Origin of the sequence: Candidatus Accumulibacter phosphatis, from assembly GCF_012939955.1 — a bacterium.
Classification (GTDB): Bacteria; Pseudomonadota; Gammaproteobacteria; order Burkholderiales; family Rhodocyclaceae; genus Accumulibacter; species Accumulibacter delftensis.
This window is the reverse complement of record NZ_SPMY01000023.1, coordinates 19,448-35,571: the sequence shown is the minus strand read 5'-3', so window position 1 is coordinate 35,571 and position 16,124 is coordinate 19,448. Positions and strand designations below refer to the sequence as shown.

The 16,124-nt window shown below is 62.9% G+C and carries 11 protein-coding genes and 4 pseudogenes; 4 read left to right on the top strand and 11 right to left on the bottom strand.

Annotated features, from left to right (window positions below):
• Positions 1–5 precede the first annotated feature (5 nt).
• On the top strand, positions 6–1,124 hold the full coding sequence (gene menC, locus E4Q23_RS08820; RefSeq protein WP_169066292.1) for an o-succinylbenzoate synthase: 1,119 nt from the start codon (positions 6–8) through the stop codon (positions 1,122–1,124).
• 221 nt (positions 1,125–1,345) lie between these two features.
• Here menC and E4Q23_RS08815 read toward each other — a convergent pair whose 3' ends face one another.
• The 3 genes and pseudogenes from E4Q23_RS08815 to E4Q23_RS08805 form a co-directional block, all read right to left on the bottom strand.
• Positions 1,346–2,194, bottom strand: a complete 849-nt coding sequence (locus E4Q23_RS08815) for a DUF3014 domain-containing protein (RefSeq protein ID WP_169066291.1) — start codon at positions 2,192–2,194, stop codon at positions 1,346–1,348.
• Positions 2,195–2,558: 364 nt separating this feature from the next.
• The gene (locus tag E4Q23_RS08810; RefSeq protein WP_169066290.1) at positions 2,559–4,223 is read right to left on the bottom strand and encodes a hypothetical protein; all 1,665 of its coding nucleotides are present in this window, start codon (positions 4,221–4,223) and stop codon (positions 2,559–2,561) included.
• 184 nt (positions 4,224–4,407) lie between these two features.
• Positions 4,408–5,014 (bottom strand): annotated as a pseudogene (locus E4Q23_RS08805) (IS91 family transposase); the annotation flags it as partial.
• A 275-nt stretch (positions 5,015–5,289) separates the two neighbouring features.
• Between E4Q23_RS08805 and E4Q23_RS08800 the strand changes: the two are divergent.
• Positions 5,290–6,078, top strand: a complete 789-nt coding sequence (locus E4Q23_RS08800; RefSeq protein WP_169066288.1) for a tyrosine-type recombinase/integrase — start codon at positions 5,290–5,292, stop codon at positions 6,076–6,078.
• On the opposite strand, the pseudogene E4Q23_RS08795 reads toward E4Q23_RS08800, so the two are convergent.
• Positions 6,059–6,265, bottom strand: a pseudogene (locus E4Q23_RS08795) (transposase zinc-binding domain-containing protein); the annotation flags it as partial. The gene E4Q23_RS08800 and the pseudogene E4Q23_RS08795 sit on opposite strands and share 20 nt — an antisense overlap.
• Before the next feature lie 8 nt (positions 6,266–6,273).
• Positions 6,274–6,495: a tyrosine-type recombinase/integrase gene (locus tag E4Q23_RS08790; RefSeq protein WP_211203696.1), complete on the bottom strand. Its 222-nt coding sequence runs from the start codon at positions 6,493–6,495 to the stop codon at positions 6,274–6,276.
• Between the two features lie 50 nt (positions 6,496–6,545).
• Here E4Q23_RS08790 and E4Q23_RS08785 point away from each other — a divergent pair, with 50 nt between their 5' ends.
• Positions 6,546–6,716 carry a hypothetical protein gene (locus tag E4Q23_RS08785; RefSeq protein ID WP_169066287.1) on the top strand — a complete coding sequence of 57 codons (171 nt, stop codon included), beginning with the start codon at positions 6,546–6,548 and terminating at the stop codon, positions 6,714–6,716.
• A gap of 345 nt (positions 6,717–7,061) precedes the next feature.
• On the top strand, positions 7,062–7,814 hold the full coding sequence (locus tag E4Q23_RS08780; protein ID WP_169066286.1) for an SDR family NAD(P)-dependent oxidoreductase: 753 nt from the start codon (positions 7,062–7,064) through the stop codon (positions 7,812–7,814).
• 42 nt (positions 7,815–7,856) lie between these two features.
• On the opposite strand, the pseudogene E4Q23_RS08775 reads toward E4Q23_RS08780, so the two are convergent.
• From E4Q23_RS08775 to E4Q23_RS08750, 6 genes and pseudogenes are all read right to left on the bottom strand, one after another.
• Positions 7,857–9,067 (bottom strand): annotated as a pseudogene (locus E4Q23_RS08775) (AMP-binding protein).
• Between the two features lie 545 nt (positions 9,068–9,612).
• Positions 9,613–11,808 carry a catalase/peroxidase HPI gene (katG, locus tag E4Q23_RS08770; protein ID WP_169066285.1) on the bottom strand — a complete coding sequence of 732 codons (2,196 nt, stop codon included), beginning with the start codon at positions 11,806–11,808 and terminating at the stop codon, positions 9,613–9,615.
• Between the two features lie 420 nt (positions 11,809–12,228).
• Positions 12,229–13,254 (bottom strand): alpha/beta hydrolase family protein, encoded by a 1,026-nt coding sequence (locus tag E4Q23_RS08765; RefSeq protein WP_248595332.1) that lies wholly within the window; start codon positions 13,252–13,254, stop codon positions 12,229–12,231.
• A 165-nt stretch (positions 13,255–13,419) separates the two neighbouring features.
• On the bottom strand, positions 13,420–13,872 hold the full coding sequence (locus E4Q23_RS08760; protein ID WP_169066283.1) for a pyridoxamine 5'-phosphate oxidase family protein: 453 nt from the start codon (positions 13,870–13,872) through the stop codon (positions 13,420–13,422).
• 55 nt (positions 13,873–13,927) lie between these two features.
• Positions 13,928–14,389, bottom strand: coding sequence for a DUF1499 domain-containing protein (locus tag E4Q23_RS08755; protein WP_169066282.1), 462 nt, complete (start codon positions 14,387–14,389; stop codon positions 13,928–13,930).
• 155 nt (positions 14,390–14,544) lie between these two features.
• Positions 14,545–16,083 (bottom strand): annotated as a pseudogene (locus E4Q23_RS08750) (cryptochrome/photolyase family protein).
• Between the last annotated feature and the right edge of the window lie 41 nt (positions 16,084–16,124).

Genomic DNA, 16,124 nt, shown 5'->3' with positions numbered 1-16,124 from the left:
AAGCGATGAAGATCACTAGCGCCGCCGTCCACCACTATCGACTGCCCTTGCGCGCCAGCTGGCAGACCGCGGCCGGCGGCTTCAGCGAGCGCGAAGGCTGGCTGCTGCGCCTCGATAGCGCCAGCGGCGCGAGTGGCTACGGCGATTGTGCGCCGCTACCGGGAGGCGCTGCGGAAACCCTCGCTGCCGCCGCATCGCGGCTATGTGCGCAGGCACGACGCGTGCTCGGCATGCAGGCAAGCGACGCTCTCCAGGCCATCGGCCCCGCCCCCGGTGACGCGCCGGCTGCGCGCCTGGGGGTCGAAATGGCGCTGCTCGACCTCGCCGCCCAGGCCGCCGGACTGTCACTCGCCACCTACCTGCGCACCACTCAGCAAGGCTTCGAAACGGCTACCGCAGTCGCCGCGGTGGCGGTGAACGCCGCGCTGGGCAGCATCGACCGGCTTGCCGACGAAAGCGTACGCAGCGCGTGCAACGCGGGTTTCGGTGTACTCAAGCTCAAGGTCGGCGTGGCCTCGATCGACCACGAAATCGAACACCTGCGACGCGTCACCGCGCTCCTGCCGCCGGGCATTCAGTTGCGACTCGACGCCAATCGCGCGTGGAGCAGCACGGCTGCCGAACGCTTCCTGCGCCACTGCGCCGACATGCCGATCGAGATGCTCGAAGAACCCCTCGCCGAGCCGAGCCTGGAGCGACTGCTAAGCCTGCAAGCGCAAACGAAGATCGCCATCGCCATCGACGAATCGGCAGAGCTGCTCGACGCCGAGCACCTCCTGGGCAGGTCAGCCGTACGCCGGCTGGTGATCAAACCGACACGTTGCGGCGGCCTGCTGCCCGCGTTCCGGCTCGCGCAGCGCGCGCTCGCTGCGGGTCTGGATTGCGTCGTCACCAGCAGCGTGGAAAGCGCCTGCGGGGTAACGGCGGCCGCGCATCTCGCAGCCGCCATTGGCAATCAGCTGGCGCATGGTCTGGCGACCTCGCAATGGTTAGCGGCAGATACCGGCGCGCCACCGCTGATCGTCAATGGTCACCTGCTGCTGCCGCTTGCCACGGGCCTGGGATTCAAGCCCGGCAAAGGAATCGCCTTCTCGCCGATTGCCGACCGGCCGGCCGCAGAGTGACCTGAACCGCTACCGCGCGTTAATGTGAAAGTCGCGCAAGCGACTCACGAAACTCCCTTCGCCCCTCGCGGGAGAAGGGCCGGGGGGTGAGGCGGGGAATTCGGGGAGCATACTCCCCGCTCGGCGAACGATTCCGGCGTGCAAGCCGGAATGCGCACTGCAAGTGGAGGGAAAATGGTCATGGCTTTCATCATCAGGGGTGTCTCGACATGTCATGACCGTTAGCCGGTCACGCCGCTGCTGGCAACGCGCTGACGGAACTGGCGCAACTTGGCCTTCAACTCGCCAGCATTCCCCGGCCCCATGCGCAGCAGGATTTTCTGGCCCGCAGGGAGCGCCTCAAGCGCCGGGTCCGCGTATTCGTATCGCAACCAGGGCGACGGCGTCTCGCCCGGCCCCTTCACTTCGACCAGGCTCAGGCGAACTGGCTTCAGCAGATCAGGAGTCGCCAGCAACTGGTCGATCACTTCGATCAGCCGGTTGTTGAAGTACTTGCCCGGATAGCCGAGGTCTTCATACGCCTTTTGCAGCAAGGGGTAGATGCGCAGGTACAAGGCCACCGCAGCCTCGGTATCGATGGCCGATGCGAAACGCACGAAAGCTTTATAACGCTCGCGGTTGTCGTCGGCAATGTAGGTCGCGCCGTCACGCTCGACGACCTGAAAACGTCCGGGTGCGGGATGCACCGGCCACAGGCGTGAGGCCGCATGGCCACGGGCCAGGCTATCGACCGTCGCCACCACGCGCTGCGCAAAACCGCTGGCGTCCACGAAAGACAGCACCTGCTCGCGGCCCAGCAGGGCCACCAGCGCGTCACTCACTTCACTGCCGCTATCCGTCAAGGGCGGCAGAGGCTCCGCAAGCGGCGGCGTGATCTCTTCGATGGCATGGTGAAGCGGTACGGGCGCTGGCTCCGGCGCCACCGCTTCCACCGCGCGTGTATTTGGCGCCACCAGCGGAGCCAGCGCTGCGGCTTGTCCTTCTTGCCGTTGCTGCCACCACAGGTAAGCACTTCCGGCGAGGCCCACGAGGACCACACCGGCAATCAGCGAACGTGACAAATCATTCATCAAGACCTCTCTCTATTTCTGCCTGCGCCCATTCAGCGTTGCCACGGCGCAGGCTACTCCCTCACGCGGGCGCGAACCCGACAATGTCGTTCGTGCAAATGTGATTCTACGCGTTCGCCAAATACCACGGTACACGCCGGACTCGCCGGCTGCCATCACCTCTTCAGCGCGACTCGCAGCTTCGACGAAGCGCAGCACTCCCCTCGACAGCACCAATAGCCCCACTTCCCTAGCGGGAGAGGGTGCACAGCGCAAGATCACGCAACTGACCCGACGGGCGCACTCCCATCAACGCCACCTACCACGCCGACTGAGGGTTGCAGCGATTGTTCGAACCTGGCCGTGACCGACGAGAGCCCGCCGCTCAGCCGCCGGCGGGTGGGCGCGGCCGTCGCCAGACGGCCGTCAGCGTGGCGAGTTTGGCGCGCGGCGAGAGACGTTCGTCGGACAGCGCTTCGAGAAACTCCGAGAGTGCCTTCGACTTGGCGATGGCAAAACCGGTGAGTAGCGCCGACGGCACGGCGACCAGCGCAAACAGCGCCAGGCGGTCGGCGAAGGGGACGTGCGTGGCGTCGAGCAGGTTCATTCCAAGAACGCCGGTGGTGATCGTCGCGATCAGGCCGGCGGTGGTCACCACGGTCAGGCGGACGACCGTATTGGACTGCCGGCGCAGGCTGTCGCTGTCGAGGTACTGGCTCATGTCATGAATTTCCTCGCGTAATTCGGTATACAGGCGCTCGGTGCCCAGGTGTTTTCTGGTCAGCCTGAACATCGAGCGAGCCTGGGCCTGGTCGGAAATCTCGTAGAACCAGTAGCGATGGGTGAAGCGCAGAAAGACTTCGAGGATCTGCCGAATGGCACGCTTGAATTCCTTGACCGACTCGGCCTGGCCGATGCGGAGGTGATTGAGCGCTGTCACCAGGCGATCGGAGAGCATCAGCAAGGCAGCCTTGTGAAAGTGCGGAATCAAGGCCAGCAGGAAGAACTGGTGGCGAAACTGCCCAAGCAGGCCGTCCTCCAGGCCGCAGAAGTAGGCGTCGCGGGCACTGCCGACCATGACTACCGCGTGCCCGCAGGAGAGCTGGCGGCTCCCTGGCTGCTCGGCTTGCGGGTGCCAGTAGCGGTCGTAGCAGTAGCGTGCTTCGAAACCGTCAAGCGGCAGCTCGGAAGCAGGCGGCGCGCCAATTTTCCCCGGTCCGGTGACCAACACCAGACGGGCAAAGTCGTCACGGCTGAGGGCGCGCGGGTCGTCCATCGCCAGGTAGGCGAGGAGCGGCATGCGGTGATACTCGAGCTGCCGGTAGCGCACCAGGCCTTCCTCGTCGGAGTGATGCAGCACCAGTGGCCGGAGCAGGAACTCCCAATGGGACGAGATGCACGGAACGCGAAAGCGCGAGACGAAAGTGAGGTACTTGCTGCGTTTTTCGTAGTCTGAAGCGGCCAGCACCCGGCCATCCGGCGCCATCCATTCGCTGCGCTTCAGGCAGTGGCTACCGCTGCCATCGTCATCCCAGGACGGCGGATAGGCCCGCCCGAAGCGGTACAGGGTGTCGTGCACCTGCCGTAGTTCGAGGTCGTCGGCGAAAATCTCGACGACCAGGATGAGCACCTCGATGTCGTAGAAGAAATAGAGGTCGAGGTGCGCGATGTCGAAATCGATCGGCTCGTCGCGGTCCTTGTAGTACATGCGCACTTTGGCCACGTCGTGGCGACGGAAGATGCGGATCGGCGATTCGCCGTCGCGCGCATTGCTCCCTTTCTGGCCATCGCCTTCGCCGTAGAGAAAGCGCTGGACGTAAGGCAGGAAGGTCACGAACTCGCTGTAATGGCGCTCGTGAAACTGTTCGGGGTCGCCGCTGAACTCGTCGGCCAGTTCCCGCCACGGGTTGCCGGCATCGGTCCGATCGAGCAGCTGACTATGGTTCTGGAAAGGTCCGCCCTCGGCCAGCGGCATCAGTTGCAAAGGCCACATCAGGATCTGCCGGAAATGGCGGACCCGCTGGTCAGCATCGTTTGTCGCCACATCCATGGGCGTCTCCGGAAGAATCATCGCCGGAAGCAACCGGCCGGCCATGCTAGGTCCTTGGCGTCAGGGCGTCAATGGCATCGTCGCCAGGGGTGTGATGTTCTGATCCCGAACCAGCGGCAGACAGGGCAGAGCCGGCCCGGCACCGCGCGGAGTTTTTTTTGGCGGCGCTGATTTTGGATTGCGCTCAGCTGCTTAGCAGGCGATTTCCGGAAGCCGGAAAGCAAAAGCCCGACTTTTGGGGCCGGCCTTGGTGGGGCGCTCCCCGTGGCAAAGTGCCCGGTTGGAAGGTTTCAATGCAAAGCATGTGTCCACATCCGCACTTCGGGCAGTCAACGCAGCGACTTCCCCGTAAGCAGCTGATAACGGTCGCGGTAGTCGAGCGGCGTATCGGGCTTCTCGAACACCGGCGCAGGTTCAGCGAGCAGCTGCCGGCAGCGGGCCGGTTTGATGGCCCGATGGCGATTGGCCAAGAGGCCGTAATGCCGGATCCGTTGAAATCCGTCGGGTAGTACATGCAGCAAGAAACGGCGGATGAACTCCTGTTCGTCGAGACGCCTCACCTTCTGCCGCGACTCGTGGCGGTAATCCTCCCAGCGAAAGCAGACCATGCCATCGGCAAAGTCGGTCAGCCGATTATTGGCGATGGCCACCCGGTGGGTAAAGCGACCGAGATACTCGAGGACGTTCTCGGGGCCGCCAAACGGCGGCTTGGCGTAGACCACCCACTCGGCCTGTCGCACCGGAGCCAGATAGCGGACAAACGCACGCGGAACCCGAAGCGGTTCGAGTGCTTTAACGGTCATGACACGTGGAGACACCCCAAATCATGAAAGTCATGACCGTTTCCCTCTTCCCCTGCCCCTTCTCCCGCAAGGGAGAAGGGAGTTTCGTGAGTCGCTTGCGCGACTTTCACATTAAAGAAACGCAGCTCGCCGGCACCGACCGAGGCTGCAGGAGCTGAGGCACACGTTCGCCGTCAGAGCGTTGGAGTCAGCGCCAGCGGGTCGTCAAGGCATCGGACAGCAGATGGTGGCGTTGGCGACTTATCTCGGGCACGTGAACATCGATGCGACGTACTGGTACTTGCAGGCGACTGCCGAGTTGCTCGTGGATATTGCTGCCGCCGGTGAGAGGTTCTTGTCGGGGGAGCAGCGATGAGCTGATCGCCCCGCACATCGAAGCGTTCTTGCGCGATCACCTGAGTAAGCAGCGCGGCGCGAGCGAACACACCTGTGACTCCTACGCCTGCAGTTTCCAGGCCTTGTTCGAGTTTGCTGCGTTCAAGCTCAAGGTTGCGCCGTCGGCCCTTCGGCTGGACCAACTCGACGCGGCGTTGATCGCAGCTTTTTTGGGGCACCTGGAGGTCGACCGCGGCAACACGGCGCAGACGCGCAATGTCCGCTTGGCGGCCATTCGATCATTCTTCCGCTTCCTCCAACATCGCGAACCGGCAGCGCTCGAACAAGTCCGCCGCGTCCTTGCGATACCGTTCAAGCGGACCGATACACGGCTGGTTGCGCATTTCGACAAAGAGGAGGTTCAGGCCTTGCTCGATGCGCCTGACCCGACTACCCGCGACGGAGTGCGGGATCGGGCAATGCTGCATCTGGGGGTGTGTGCTGGCCTGTGGGCGTCAGAGTTGACGGGCCTGCACATTGCCGATGTGGGCGCGCAGTCGGCCAGTGTCCGTGTGCTTGGCAAGGGCCGTCGAGAGCGAGCATTGCCGTTATGGAAACCAGCCGCCGCCGCACTACCGGAATGGTTGGCGGTGCGAGGTGCCCTCTCAACGCCGGAGGTGTTCGCCAACGCTCGCGGCGATCCCTTGAGTCGATGGGGCGTGGCATACATTCGTTGAGGGAAATGGGCAGGTGACCGCAGGCGTCACACCGTTTGACATGTCCGCCGAGAGCGGCCGTGCGGCAACGCTCGATCGCGCTCATGACGCGATGCTGCCCACGGCTGAGTGTGCCAGCGTGGTCCTCGCGATAGCGGGGCCCGGCCTGACGAAAGATGTCCGCCAGTTCGAGCCCGGTGGCGCGCAACGCCGGCCTCAGAAATGAGCCGGCGGCGTCGGTGTCAGGGGTGGAAGCTCCGCCACCTTGGGCAACGGGTCAAAGGGATTGGTCGTGGCGCAAACCGTGCTGCGGGTCACCTTCAGGTACCGCGAGGTGATGGCCAGACGGCGGTGCCCGAGAAAAAGTTGTATGGTACGAACATTGGTGCCAACCTCAAGCAGGTGCGTGGCGACGGCGCGCCGCCGCCAGTTCTCCAGCGCTGAACGGCGGCGTATCCGGTAGCGAGGTGGCGAAAGAGGCGGCGGACATGGTGCTGATGGACGACAACTTTGCGACCATCGTGCAAGCCATCGAGGCGGGGCGCACCATTTTCTCCAACATCAAGAAATGCATCGCCTATATCCTGACCAGCAACGTCCCCGAAATTCAGCCTTCCAAGGGCGGTGTAAAATTCAGTGACTTCGCGAGCGGAAGATGAAGATACCGAAGCGGGCGTCGACGCCGTTTTGGTGAGATCGTTGCCGGCATCACGTAGTTCTCGGCGCCCGCAGCACGGCAGAGCCCTAGCGGACTCTGCTGGAGATCGAGAAATCGTGGTCAAACGCGCCAGGAGCGCGTTCGGTTGGATAAGCGTCAAGATCAACAAGGAAGAACGGATGACGATCGCGCCCGTACCAAAGCTGCGTGTCTACGCGTGGGACAGAATGATCGATACCACCGTGAAGTGCCTCTTGCAGAGGCAGACTGCGGTTACCGTATCTCAGTAGCAAGCCTTCAAACCACTCAGCGCGCGCCCTTGGGCGTCGCCGGGGAAAGGAATATCATGACCAAAACCGTTCTCATAACCGGTGCAAGCGCCGGAATTGGCAAGTCCGCTGCGGTCGCGTTCGTCGCCGCGGGCTGGCGTGTCGTCGCGACGGGCCGCCGCGTGGAGCGGCTTGATGCGCTTCTGGCCGCTCTCGGGGCCGACAGGCTGCATCCTGCCGTCTTCGACGTTTGCGACGAAATCGCGCGCGACGCGGCGCTCGCGAGGCTACCCGAGGGCTTTCGCGACATTGATCTGCTGATCAACAATGCGGGCCTCGCGCTTGGGACGTCGCCTGCTCAGCAGGCAGATTTCGCGCAGTGGAAGACCATGATCGACACCAACGTGACCGCGCTCGCATCGCTGACCCATAAGCTGCTTCCTGGTTTGGTCTCCCGGCGGGGCGCCATCATCAACCTGTCGTCAGTCGCGGCCACCTATCCCTATCCCGGCGGGAACGTCTATGGTGGCACCAAGGCTTTCGTCGAGCAGTTTTCACTTGGGCTGCGTTGCGACCTACACGGCACAGGCGTTCGTGTGACTTCCATAGAGCCTGGCATGGTCGAAACAGAGTTCACCCTGGTGCGTACGGGTGGAAACCAGGCCGCGTCAGACGCGCTCTACCATGGCGCCGCGCCAATGACGGGTGACGATATCGCAGCCGCGATGCTGTGGGTCGCTGAGTTGCCACCGCACCTAAACATCAACCGCCTTGAGCTGATGCCCGTGAATCAGTCCTTCGCCGGCTTCAAAGTGGCGCGTGCGGATTGACGTCGTGCGCACTGGATTGCGCCGGACTTGCCCGAAGCGCGCTCACCCCGAGTCGCCCAGCGCCGAGCTGTCGCCCTCGGGCAGTCCAAGCTCGCGCGTCTTCAGGAGGCGGCGCAGGATCTTGCCGCTGCGCGTACGCGGCAGGGTCGACAAAAACGCGATCTCCTTCGGCGCCACGACGGCGCCCAGGCGCCTGCATGCGTGGCCGAGCAGTTCCATGCGCAAGGACTCGCTCTCGCCGAATGCCGGGTTGAGCAAGACGAAGGCCCTGACCACGGCGCCGGCCATCGGATCGGGCTTGCGAATGACTCCGGCTTCGGCAACGGCCGGATGCTCCATCAGGACGCTCTCGACCTCGAATGGGCCGATCAGGTGTCCGGCCAACTTGATCAGGTCATCGACGCGGCCGACGAACCAGAAGCAGCCCTCTGCGTCTCGCCTGACCAGATCGCCGGTCAGGTAATGGTCGCCGGAAAAGCACTTGCGGTAGCGCTCCTCCTGCCCGAGATAGCCGCGGAACATCGACGGCCAGCCGACCCGCAGGGCAAGCTCTCCCTCGACGTCGTCAGCAATGGCCTCTTCGATGCCGCCGCCTGCGCGCCTGCGCATCAGGCGGGCATCGATGCCCGACTTGCTAGTCGCATAGTGGGCAATTGCCGCCGCGTGGACATGTATCGCGGCCTTGGGTGCGCCAGTGGTGCCGCTGGTGAAATGCAGCAAGGCCATGTCCTCGCCCGAGGTTGCAACGACGCGCAGTCATCCGTGGCCTGCTCCATCAGTGTCGCCAGATCGAGGGCTCCGGGAACGTCGGTCCGGCCGCCATCGTCGCCGATCAGCAGAATGTGCTCGAGCGCCGGCAGTTGGCCGAGAATGCCGGCCACCTTGCGCCGAAACAGGGACTCGCTGGTCAGCAGCACCCTGCCCTCGCCGATGGCCATGCGCGTGCGTATCGGCTCGGGACCAAAGGCGGAGAACAGCGGCGAGACCACGCTGCCGTTGTTCAGCGCGCCGATCAGCGCTGTGTACAGGTCCGGCACCCGACCGGCCAGAATGAACAGGCGCTCGCCCTTGCCGACGCCGAGTCGCTGCAGCACGTTGGCGAAGCGGTTGGTCTGGCGTGCGAGTTCCACGAAGCTGACGTCGCGCCGTAGGTCGTTTCGACTGATGAAGCGAAACGCTACTCGCCCGCGTCGCGCCGTCTCTAGCAGCCTGTCGGACTTTCCCGGCGCCAGATCCGTGCATGATATAATCATATCTCTTCGAGCAACCGAGTCGTCACATGGCCAAGTTTATCGTCGCTGACCGCCAGACCGACCATCTGCTTGCTACCGCCGTCGGTAGACGACTGGCTGAACCAGGATCACCTGGCGCGATTCATTGTTAATGTGAAAGTCGCGCAAGCGACTCACGAATCTCCCTTCTCCCCTCGCGGCAGAAGGGTCGGGGAAGAGAGGAAAACGGTCATGACTTTCATGATCCGGGGTATCTCGCCATGTCATGACCGTTAGTCCGACAGGCTGCTAGGGCGGCTCAAGGTAAGAAGAGTTGTCATTGCCCATCGTGGGGCAAACACCGCTGCTGAACGAAGCGGATTTCAGATGAGTTTCATGGGGTTCATGCAAAAAGTTTGCAAAGGACGCCGCGTGATGGGAGCCTATCTACTCACGAGAGTGCCATTGCATCTCTTTTCCTTGAACAGTCCCCGGCTGGCATTCGCGCGGCCTCTACCCGGTCCGGGATAGCCCGATTCCAGGTCGTGGCTGCGCGGCAGAGAACGTTCGGGATCTGTTCTCTGAAGTCATGCAAGGTCGAAGCGATCGAGGTTCATCACCTTGTTCCAGGCTGCCACAAAATCACCCATGAACGCCGGCTGCGAATCGCTGCACGCATAGACTTCTGCGAGGGCCCGGAGCTGGGAGTTCGAACCGAAGACGAGATCAACGATCGTGCCCGTCCATTTCAGGTCGCCCGTCGCCCGATCACGCCCCTCCAAGACGCCTTCAGAGGTGGCGGACTTCTGCCACTTGGTGTTCATGTCGAGGAGATTGACGAAGAAGTCATTGGTCAAGGCTTCGGGGCGTTTGGTGAAGACACCGTGTTTGGACTTCCCGGCGTTTGCACCCAGCGCGCGCATGCCGCCGACGAGAACCGTCATCTCCGGAGCGGTCAGTGTCAGCAGGTTTGCCCGATCCACCAGCAACTCGGCCGCCGATCCCTCGTGCCCATTGCGGACGTAGTTGCGGAACCCGTCTGCGGTCGGCTCCAGTACGGCGAACGAGTCTGCATCGGTCTGCTCCTGAGACGCGTCCATGCGCCCCGGCGAGAAGGGAACCTTTACTTCGTGGCCGGCTTTCGTCGCTGCCGCCTCGATGGCTGCGCAGCCGCCAAGCACAATAAGGTCGGCCAGCGAGATCTTCTTGCCGCCGGACTGCGCGCCGTTGAACGCTTTCTGGATGGCCTCTAGCGACGGCAGCACCTTCGCCAGATCAGCGGGCTGGTTGACCTCCCAATCTTTCTGTGGCGCGAGGCGGATGCGCGCGCCGTTGGCGCCGCCACGCTTGTCGCTGCCGCGGAAGCTGGACGCCGACGCCCAGGCGGTCGTGACCAGTTGGGAAATGGACAGACCGCAGGCGAGGATCCTGGCCTTCAGCGCCGCAATGTCCTGCTCATCGACCAGCGCATGGTCGACGGCAGGGATCGGGTCCTGCCAGATCAACGCTTCCTTCGGCACCAGCTTGCCGAGGTAGCGCGCGCGCGGGCCCATGTCGCGGTGGGTCAGCTTGAACCAGGCGCGGGCGAAGGCATCGGCGAACTCCTCCGGGTTCTGCATGAAGTGGCGCGAGATCTTCTCGTAGGCCGGGTCCATGCGCATCGCCATGTCCGCAGTGGTCATCATCGGCGCGTGCCGTTTGGCCGGATCATGGGCATCCGGCACGGTGGTCGCCGCAGCCGGGTCCCTGGGCTGCCACTGGTGGGCGCCAGCCGGGCTCTTGGTCAGCTCCCATTCGTAGCCGAACAGGGTCTCGAAGTAACCGCCATCCCACTGGATCGGGTTGGGGGTCCAGGCGCCTTCGATACCGCTCGTGATCGCGTCCCCGCCCTTGCCGGAGCCGAAGCTGCTTGTCCAGCCCAGGCCCTGCTCCTCAATGCCTGCGCCTTCCGGTTCGCGACCGACGTGGGCGGCGTCGCCGGCACCGTGGGCCTTGCCGAAGGTGTGACCGCCGGCGGTGAGCGCAACGGTCTCGTAGTCGTCCATCGCCATTCTGGCAAAGGTCTCCCGGATGTCGCGCGCCGAGGCAAGAGGATCCGGCCTGCCGTTCGGGCCTTCGGGATTGACGTAGATCAGGCCCATCTGAACGGCGCCAAGCGGCCTGTCAAGCTCACGGTCGCCCGTGTAGCGCTCGTCCCCCAGCCAGGTGGTTTCCGGGCCCCAGTAGATATGGTCCTCCGGTTCCCAGATGTCCGGTCGACCAGCGCCGAAACCGAAGGTCTTGAAGCCCATCGAATCCATCGCCACGTTGCCGGTGAGGACGATCAGGTCGGCCCAGGACAGCTTGCGGCCATACTTTTGCTTGATCGGCCAGAGCAGGCGGCGCGCCTTGTCGAGGTTGCCGTTGTCCGGCCAACTGTTGAGCGGGGCGAAGCGCTGCGCGCCGGTGCCTGCACCGCCGCGACCGTCCGCGATGCGGTAGGTGCCCGCAGCATGCCAGGTCATGCGGACGAAGAACGGCCCGTAGTGGCCATAGTCCGCCGGCCACCAGTCCTGCGAATCGGACATCAACGCATGGAGATCCTTGACGACGGCATCCAGATCAAGGCTCTTGAATTCCTCGGCGTAATTGAACGCCTCGCCCATGGGATTGGACTTTGACGACTGCTGGTGCAGCATCTTGAGGTTCAGTTGCTTGGGCCACCAGCCTGCGTTGGTCGATGTTCCGGAGACAGTGTGGCTGCCAGCGCCGCCCGCGAACGGGCACTTTGCTTCGGTTGACATGGTTCTCTCCTTTGGATGTTTGAAATTGACTACCCGATTCAATCTGGAGTTTGGGCACCGATCAACAAACGAAGCGCCGCCAACGGGTCTGCCTGCAGAATCACCCGTATGTCCACCAGACGATCCAAGTCTAGGACGGCCTGGGGCATTGTTCCAATCAATTATAGTCATAGACTCGATTGTGCACGGCTATTGCTCAGCCCGTGTTCGCAGTGCTGCCGAGCCTCGCCAGTCGGCGCCGCCAGGCCGAAGCCTTCACGCTCGCGCTTTTGAGCGGCCTCTGGCGCCTATCGCCAATGGCGTGGGTCTGTTTGGCATCGCAATTGAGCGCGACGATCGGGATGCGGTTGACACGCTCGAATTCGAAGCGAGGCACACGGCATCCGGTCAGCAAGAGGGGATAGCACGTCGACGCAAGGCCTAGTAGCCCGGGGTAAGGAACTTGGCGAGAATACTGTCGTGGCGTGCAGGCCAGTTGCGCAGCGCCACATTGCTGCCGCCCAGCGCACTCTCGAAGAAAGCGACCGACAGCTCCCTTGTCGCGGCCTTCACCAACGAATTGAGAGCGACGCCGCCGGTGCGATTACGATCGGTGAACATGCTGTGCGATCCGCCGTCGAATACGGCAAGAACCTTGTGGGCGCCAGGCATGGCGTCGAAAACAGCGATCCTGTCCGCAACCCCCGAGTAGTAGCCCGGAATGCGGATGATGTCTTCAGTCGCCGTAATGTGCAGTGTCGGCACACTGATCTCGGCGAGAATTCCAGCCATGTTGCTTTCACCGTAGAAGGGCGGTGCTGAAAGCAGAACGGCCGCGCTGAGACGCGGCTCGAAAAGGTCAATGATGCGATCCTGGCGCAGGATGCGCGCACCCAGGGCCAGCATAACGGTATTGGCGCCGTACGAATGGCCGGCGCCAACTATGCGCTTGGCGTCGATTCTCGAGCCCAGTTCTTGATCGGCGAGAACCTGGTCCAGCGCGAAACGCAGGTCCTCGACGCGAGCGATCGCCTCCTCTTCCTGGGCCGCCCCCTGCAGGCGTCCGACGAGGCCGAAGATGTTACCGCTCCACAGCGAACGGTCGCTGCCAACATGCTGCAGATGCAGACTGGCATAGCCGTGACTGGCCCAGTACGCGCCAAGGTAACTGTAGCCCCGCCGCGATCCGCCCATGCCGTGCGAGAAAACCACCAGAGGCAGTCTCTGCGCCGGCGCCGTCTGGGCCGGAAGATACAAGCGAACCGGAACGGCGCGGTTGCGAGCCCTATCGAACCAGTCGAAATCACGGGTAACGATCTTCGTAGTGCCCGCTTCAGCTGCACTCTCCGTCAACGCGTTAACGGCGGGCACGGCCACCGGCACCTCTACCACCTGGGCCGCGAGGTGAGGCGACGCCAGGACGAGCACCAACAGTGCGGTACCGGCGGCGGCTGTGATTCTGATCAACGGCCTGCTGGATGCGGGTGTCGCGTTGTCAGTTGCGACAGCTGGCATGTGAAGCTTGAGAGATTTCATGGCGGGACCTCACGGCCAACAAAGGTGGTTTGACGACTCCAATCGACCGTTGCCTTGCCCCGAAGTTGCGAATCTGCCGCGAGTCGACCGACGGTATCAGTCTCCGGTGCGCCATTCGACAACCTTCTGAAAACTGGAAACAAGAAGGTACGAATCGACCTTCACCCGGACAACAGCACAAGTCGGAGAGGCTGCAAACTCGGCCAGATAGGGGTGGCAGGCGAGGAACAACTCGAGCAGAGGAGCGCGTTCACCAGGGCCCGCTTCCTGTGCCTTTCCGATGGCGGTTACCGCCACGGAATCCCTGGTATCAGAGCCCTTGTTCTCACGGTTGTCGATCAGCATGGCGACCCGACAATTGGCCGCAAGGTTGGCGAACTTGCACGTCGTCCTATCGCTCAGAACGACCAGTTGCTGCAAATCGGCGGAGGCCACAAACGCCATCAGGCTGGTGAAAGGCTGCCCGTGGTCATCGGTCGCCAACACCGCGAAACGTTGCGCCTGAAACAGGTCCGTCAGAACCCTCTGCATCTCGACATCTGTGCTCATCGCTTCCATTCCGTAAAAAAAGCCGGGTTCGACGCCGGTTTCGAATAGCGGGCCATCAGCGCTCGCTCGCGCGCTCGAAGCGAACAGCGAATTCCTGCATCCGCGAACGGTTTTTACCCCAATCGAAAAACCCGAACAACGACCGTGATCGAAAGTCAATGCGCTGCATCGCCGCGTCGATCCTGAAATTGACCTGGTCCCTGAAGCCAACGGGCGTGGTGAAGATCACTTCCAGCGCAAGATTTTCACTGCGCACGATTGTTGCCTCGGGGAAGGTTTTCAGCGTGGCTTGCAGCATTGCCATGGCCTGCGCGGGGGTGCCTGTATAGCGCAGCGGGACCAGGCTGCCAGTGCCCAGAGAGTTGGCACAGTTGCTGGAGAGCGTGCAGGCCAGGTGCGGAGAGATGCTGTCGGAAGCATCGCTGGCGTGGGGCTTCGGCGCATCCGAGGCACATCCACTGAGCAGTATCGCCAGGCTCGCAATCAAAAATCCGGTGTTTTTTCGAACGATTCGCAAGGCCTTCCCCAAAGTTAGAAGTGGGCCAGTATGGCACGGCATGACAAGGAAGGTCCGGCCCGCAACTCGGGAATCACGACGCCAGGCCCGGTGCCGCGAAGATCGGAGCGTTGCGGGATCTCCTTGCCGTGGTCGCCAACCATCGGGATGAAAGATCACAGGCGATCCAGCGAGCGGCGTAGCTCGTCTGCATGCTCCTGTAACGAACCTCGCGTCGCCTCATCCATCTTCGCCAACTGCCGATAGACCATGCCGAGACGCGGATTTGTCGAGAGTTTTCCAGCGTTGCGCGCAAAGAAGTCCCAGTAGAGCGAGTTGTAGGGGCAGGCTCGCTCGCCGGTACGCAGCTTCTTGTCGTAATGACAGCCCTTGCAGTAGTCACTCATGCGATCGATGTAGGCGGCGCTGGATACGTACGGCTTGGTGGCCAGGAGTCCGCCGTCGGCGAACTGGCTCATGCCGATGGTGTTGGGGAGTTCGACCCATTCGAAAGCGTCGACATAGACACCGAGATACCAACGATGCACGCCAGAGGGGTCGAGGCCGGCCAGCAGCGCAAAGTTGCCGATCACCATCAGTCGCTGGATGTGGTGGGCGTAGGCCTGTTCGAGAGACTGGCCAATGGCGAGTGCAAGACAGCGCATCCTGGTCTGACCGTCCCAGAACCATTCCGGCAGCGACCGGACGTGGCCGAATGTGTTGTTCTCGACATACTCCGGCATGTGCGCCCAGTAGAAGCCACGAATGTACTCGCGCCAGCCGATGATCTGCCGGATGAAGCCCTCGGCAGTTGCCAGTGATACCCGCCCCGCGCGCCAGGAGGCGTCTACCCTGGCAACGACCTCGCGCGGGCCGAGCATCTTGGTGTTGAGTGCAAATGACAAGAGCGAGTGAAACATTCGCCAGGCGCGATGGCTCATCGCGTCCTGAAAGTCGCCGAAGTGCGGCAGCGCCCTCGCGATGAAGGCGTCAAGTTGCTGCAAGGCTTCGGCGCGATTGAGCGGCCAGGCCAACTGTGCCGCGTTGGCCTCGCCGAAGCTGCTGACGCCTGCGGCGACGATCGTCTGCCAGAGCGCTGAATGGTCGTGAGACGCCCGCAAGTCTGCGGGTTCGGACGGTAGCCCTGGCCAGGGCTTGCGGTTGTCGTGGTCGAAGTTCCATTGACCGCCGACGGGTCGGCTATCACCATCGATCAGTATGCGATGTTGCACCCGCATGTGGCGGTAAAAGCGCTCCATCAGCCATTGCTTACGTCCCGGAAATAGCCGCGCTGCCTCGTCGCGAAGAGTATAAAAGTGCTCGCTTTCCACCATTCTGGTGGGGATGGATTGACGCCGCCCATAGTCGGCCAGTTGCGCGTCGAGTCGCCATTCGTCGGGGGCCTGGTATTCGAAGGCCCGAACGCGGAACCGAACCATCAGCGCATCTAGGTTGTCCGGCAGCGCTTGCCGGTTGTGCGGATCATCGATCGCCAGGTAGTGCACGCAGTGTCCGGCCGCACGCAACTGACGGGCCAGGTCGCGCATCGCGGCAAAGATGGCGATGATTTTTTGCGCGTGGTGCACCACGTAGTCGGTTTCCTGGCGCATTTCCATGAACACGTACAGCACGTCGTCGCGCTGTTGCTCGAACCAAGTGTGCTATGGATTGAGCTGGTCCCCGAGAATCAGCCGAAGGGTTATGCCGGGACTCATGCAATTTCCTGCCAAAGCCCGCTGCCCTGGCGCAGGTCCTG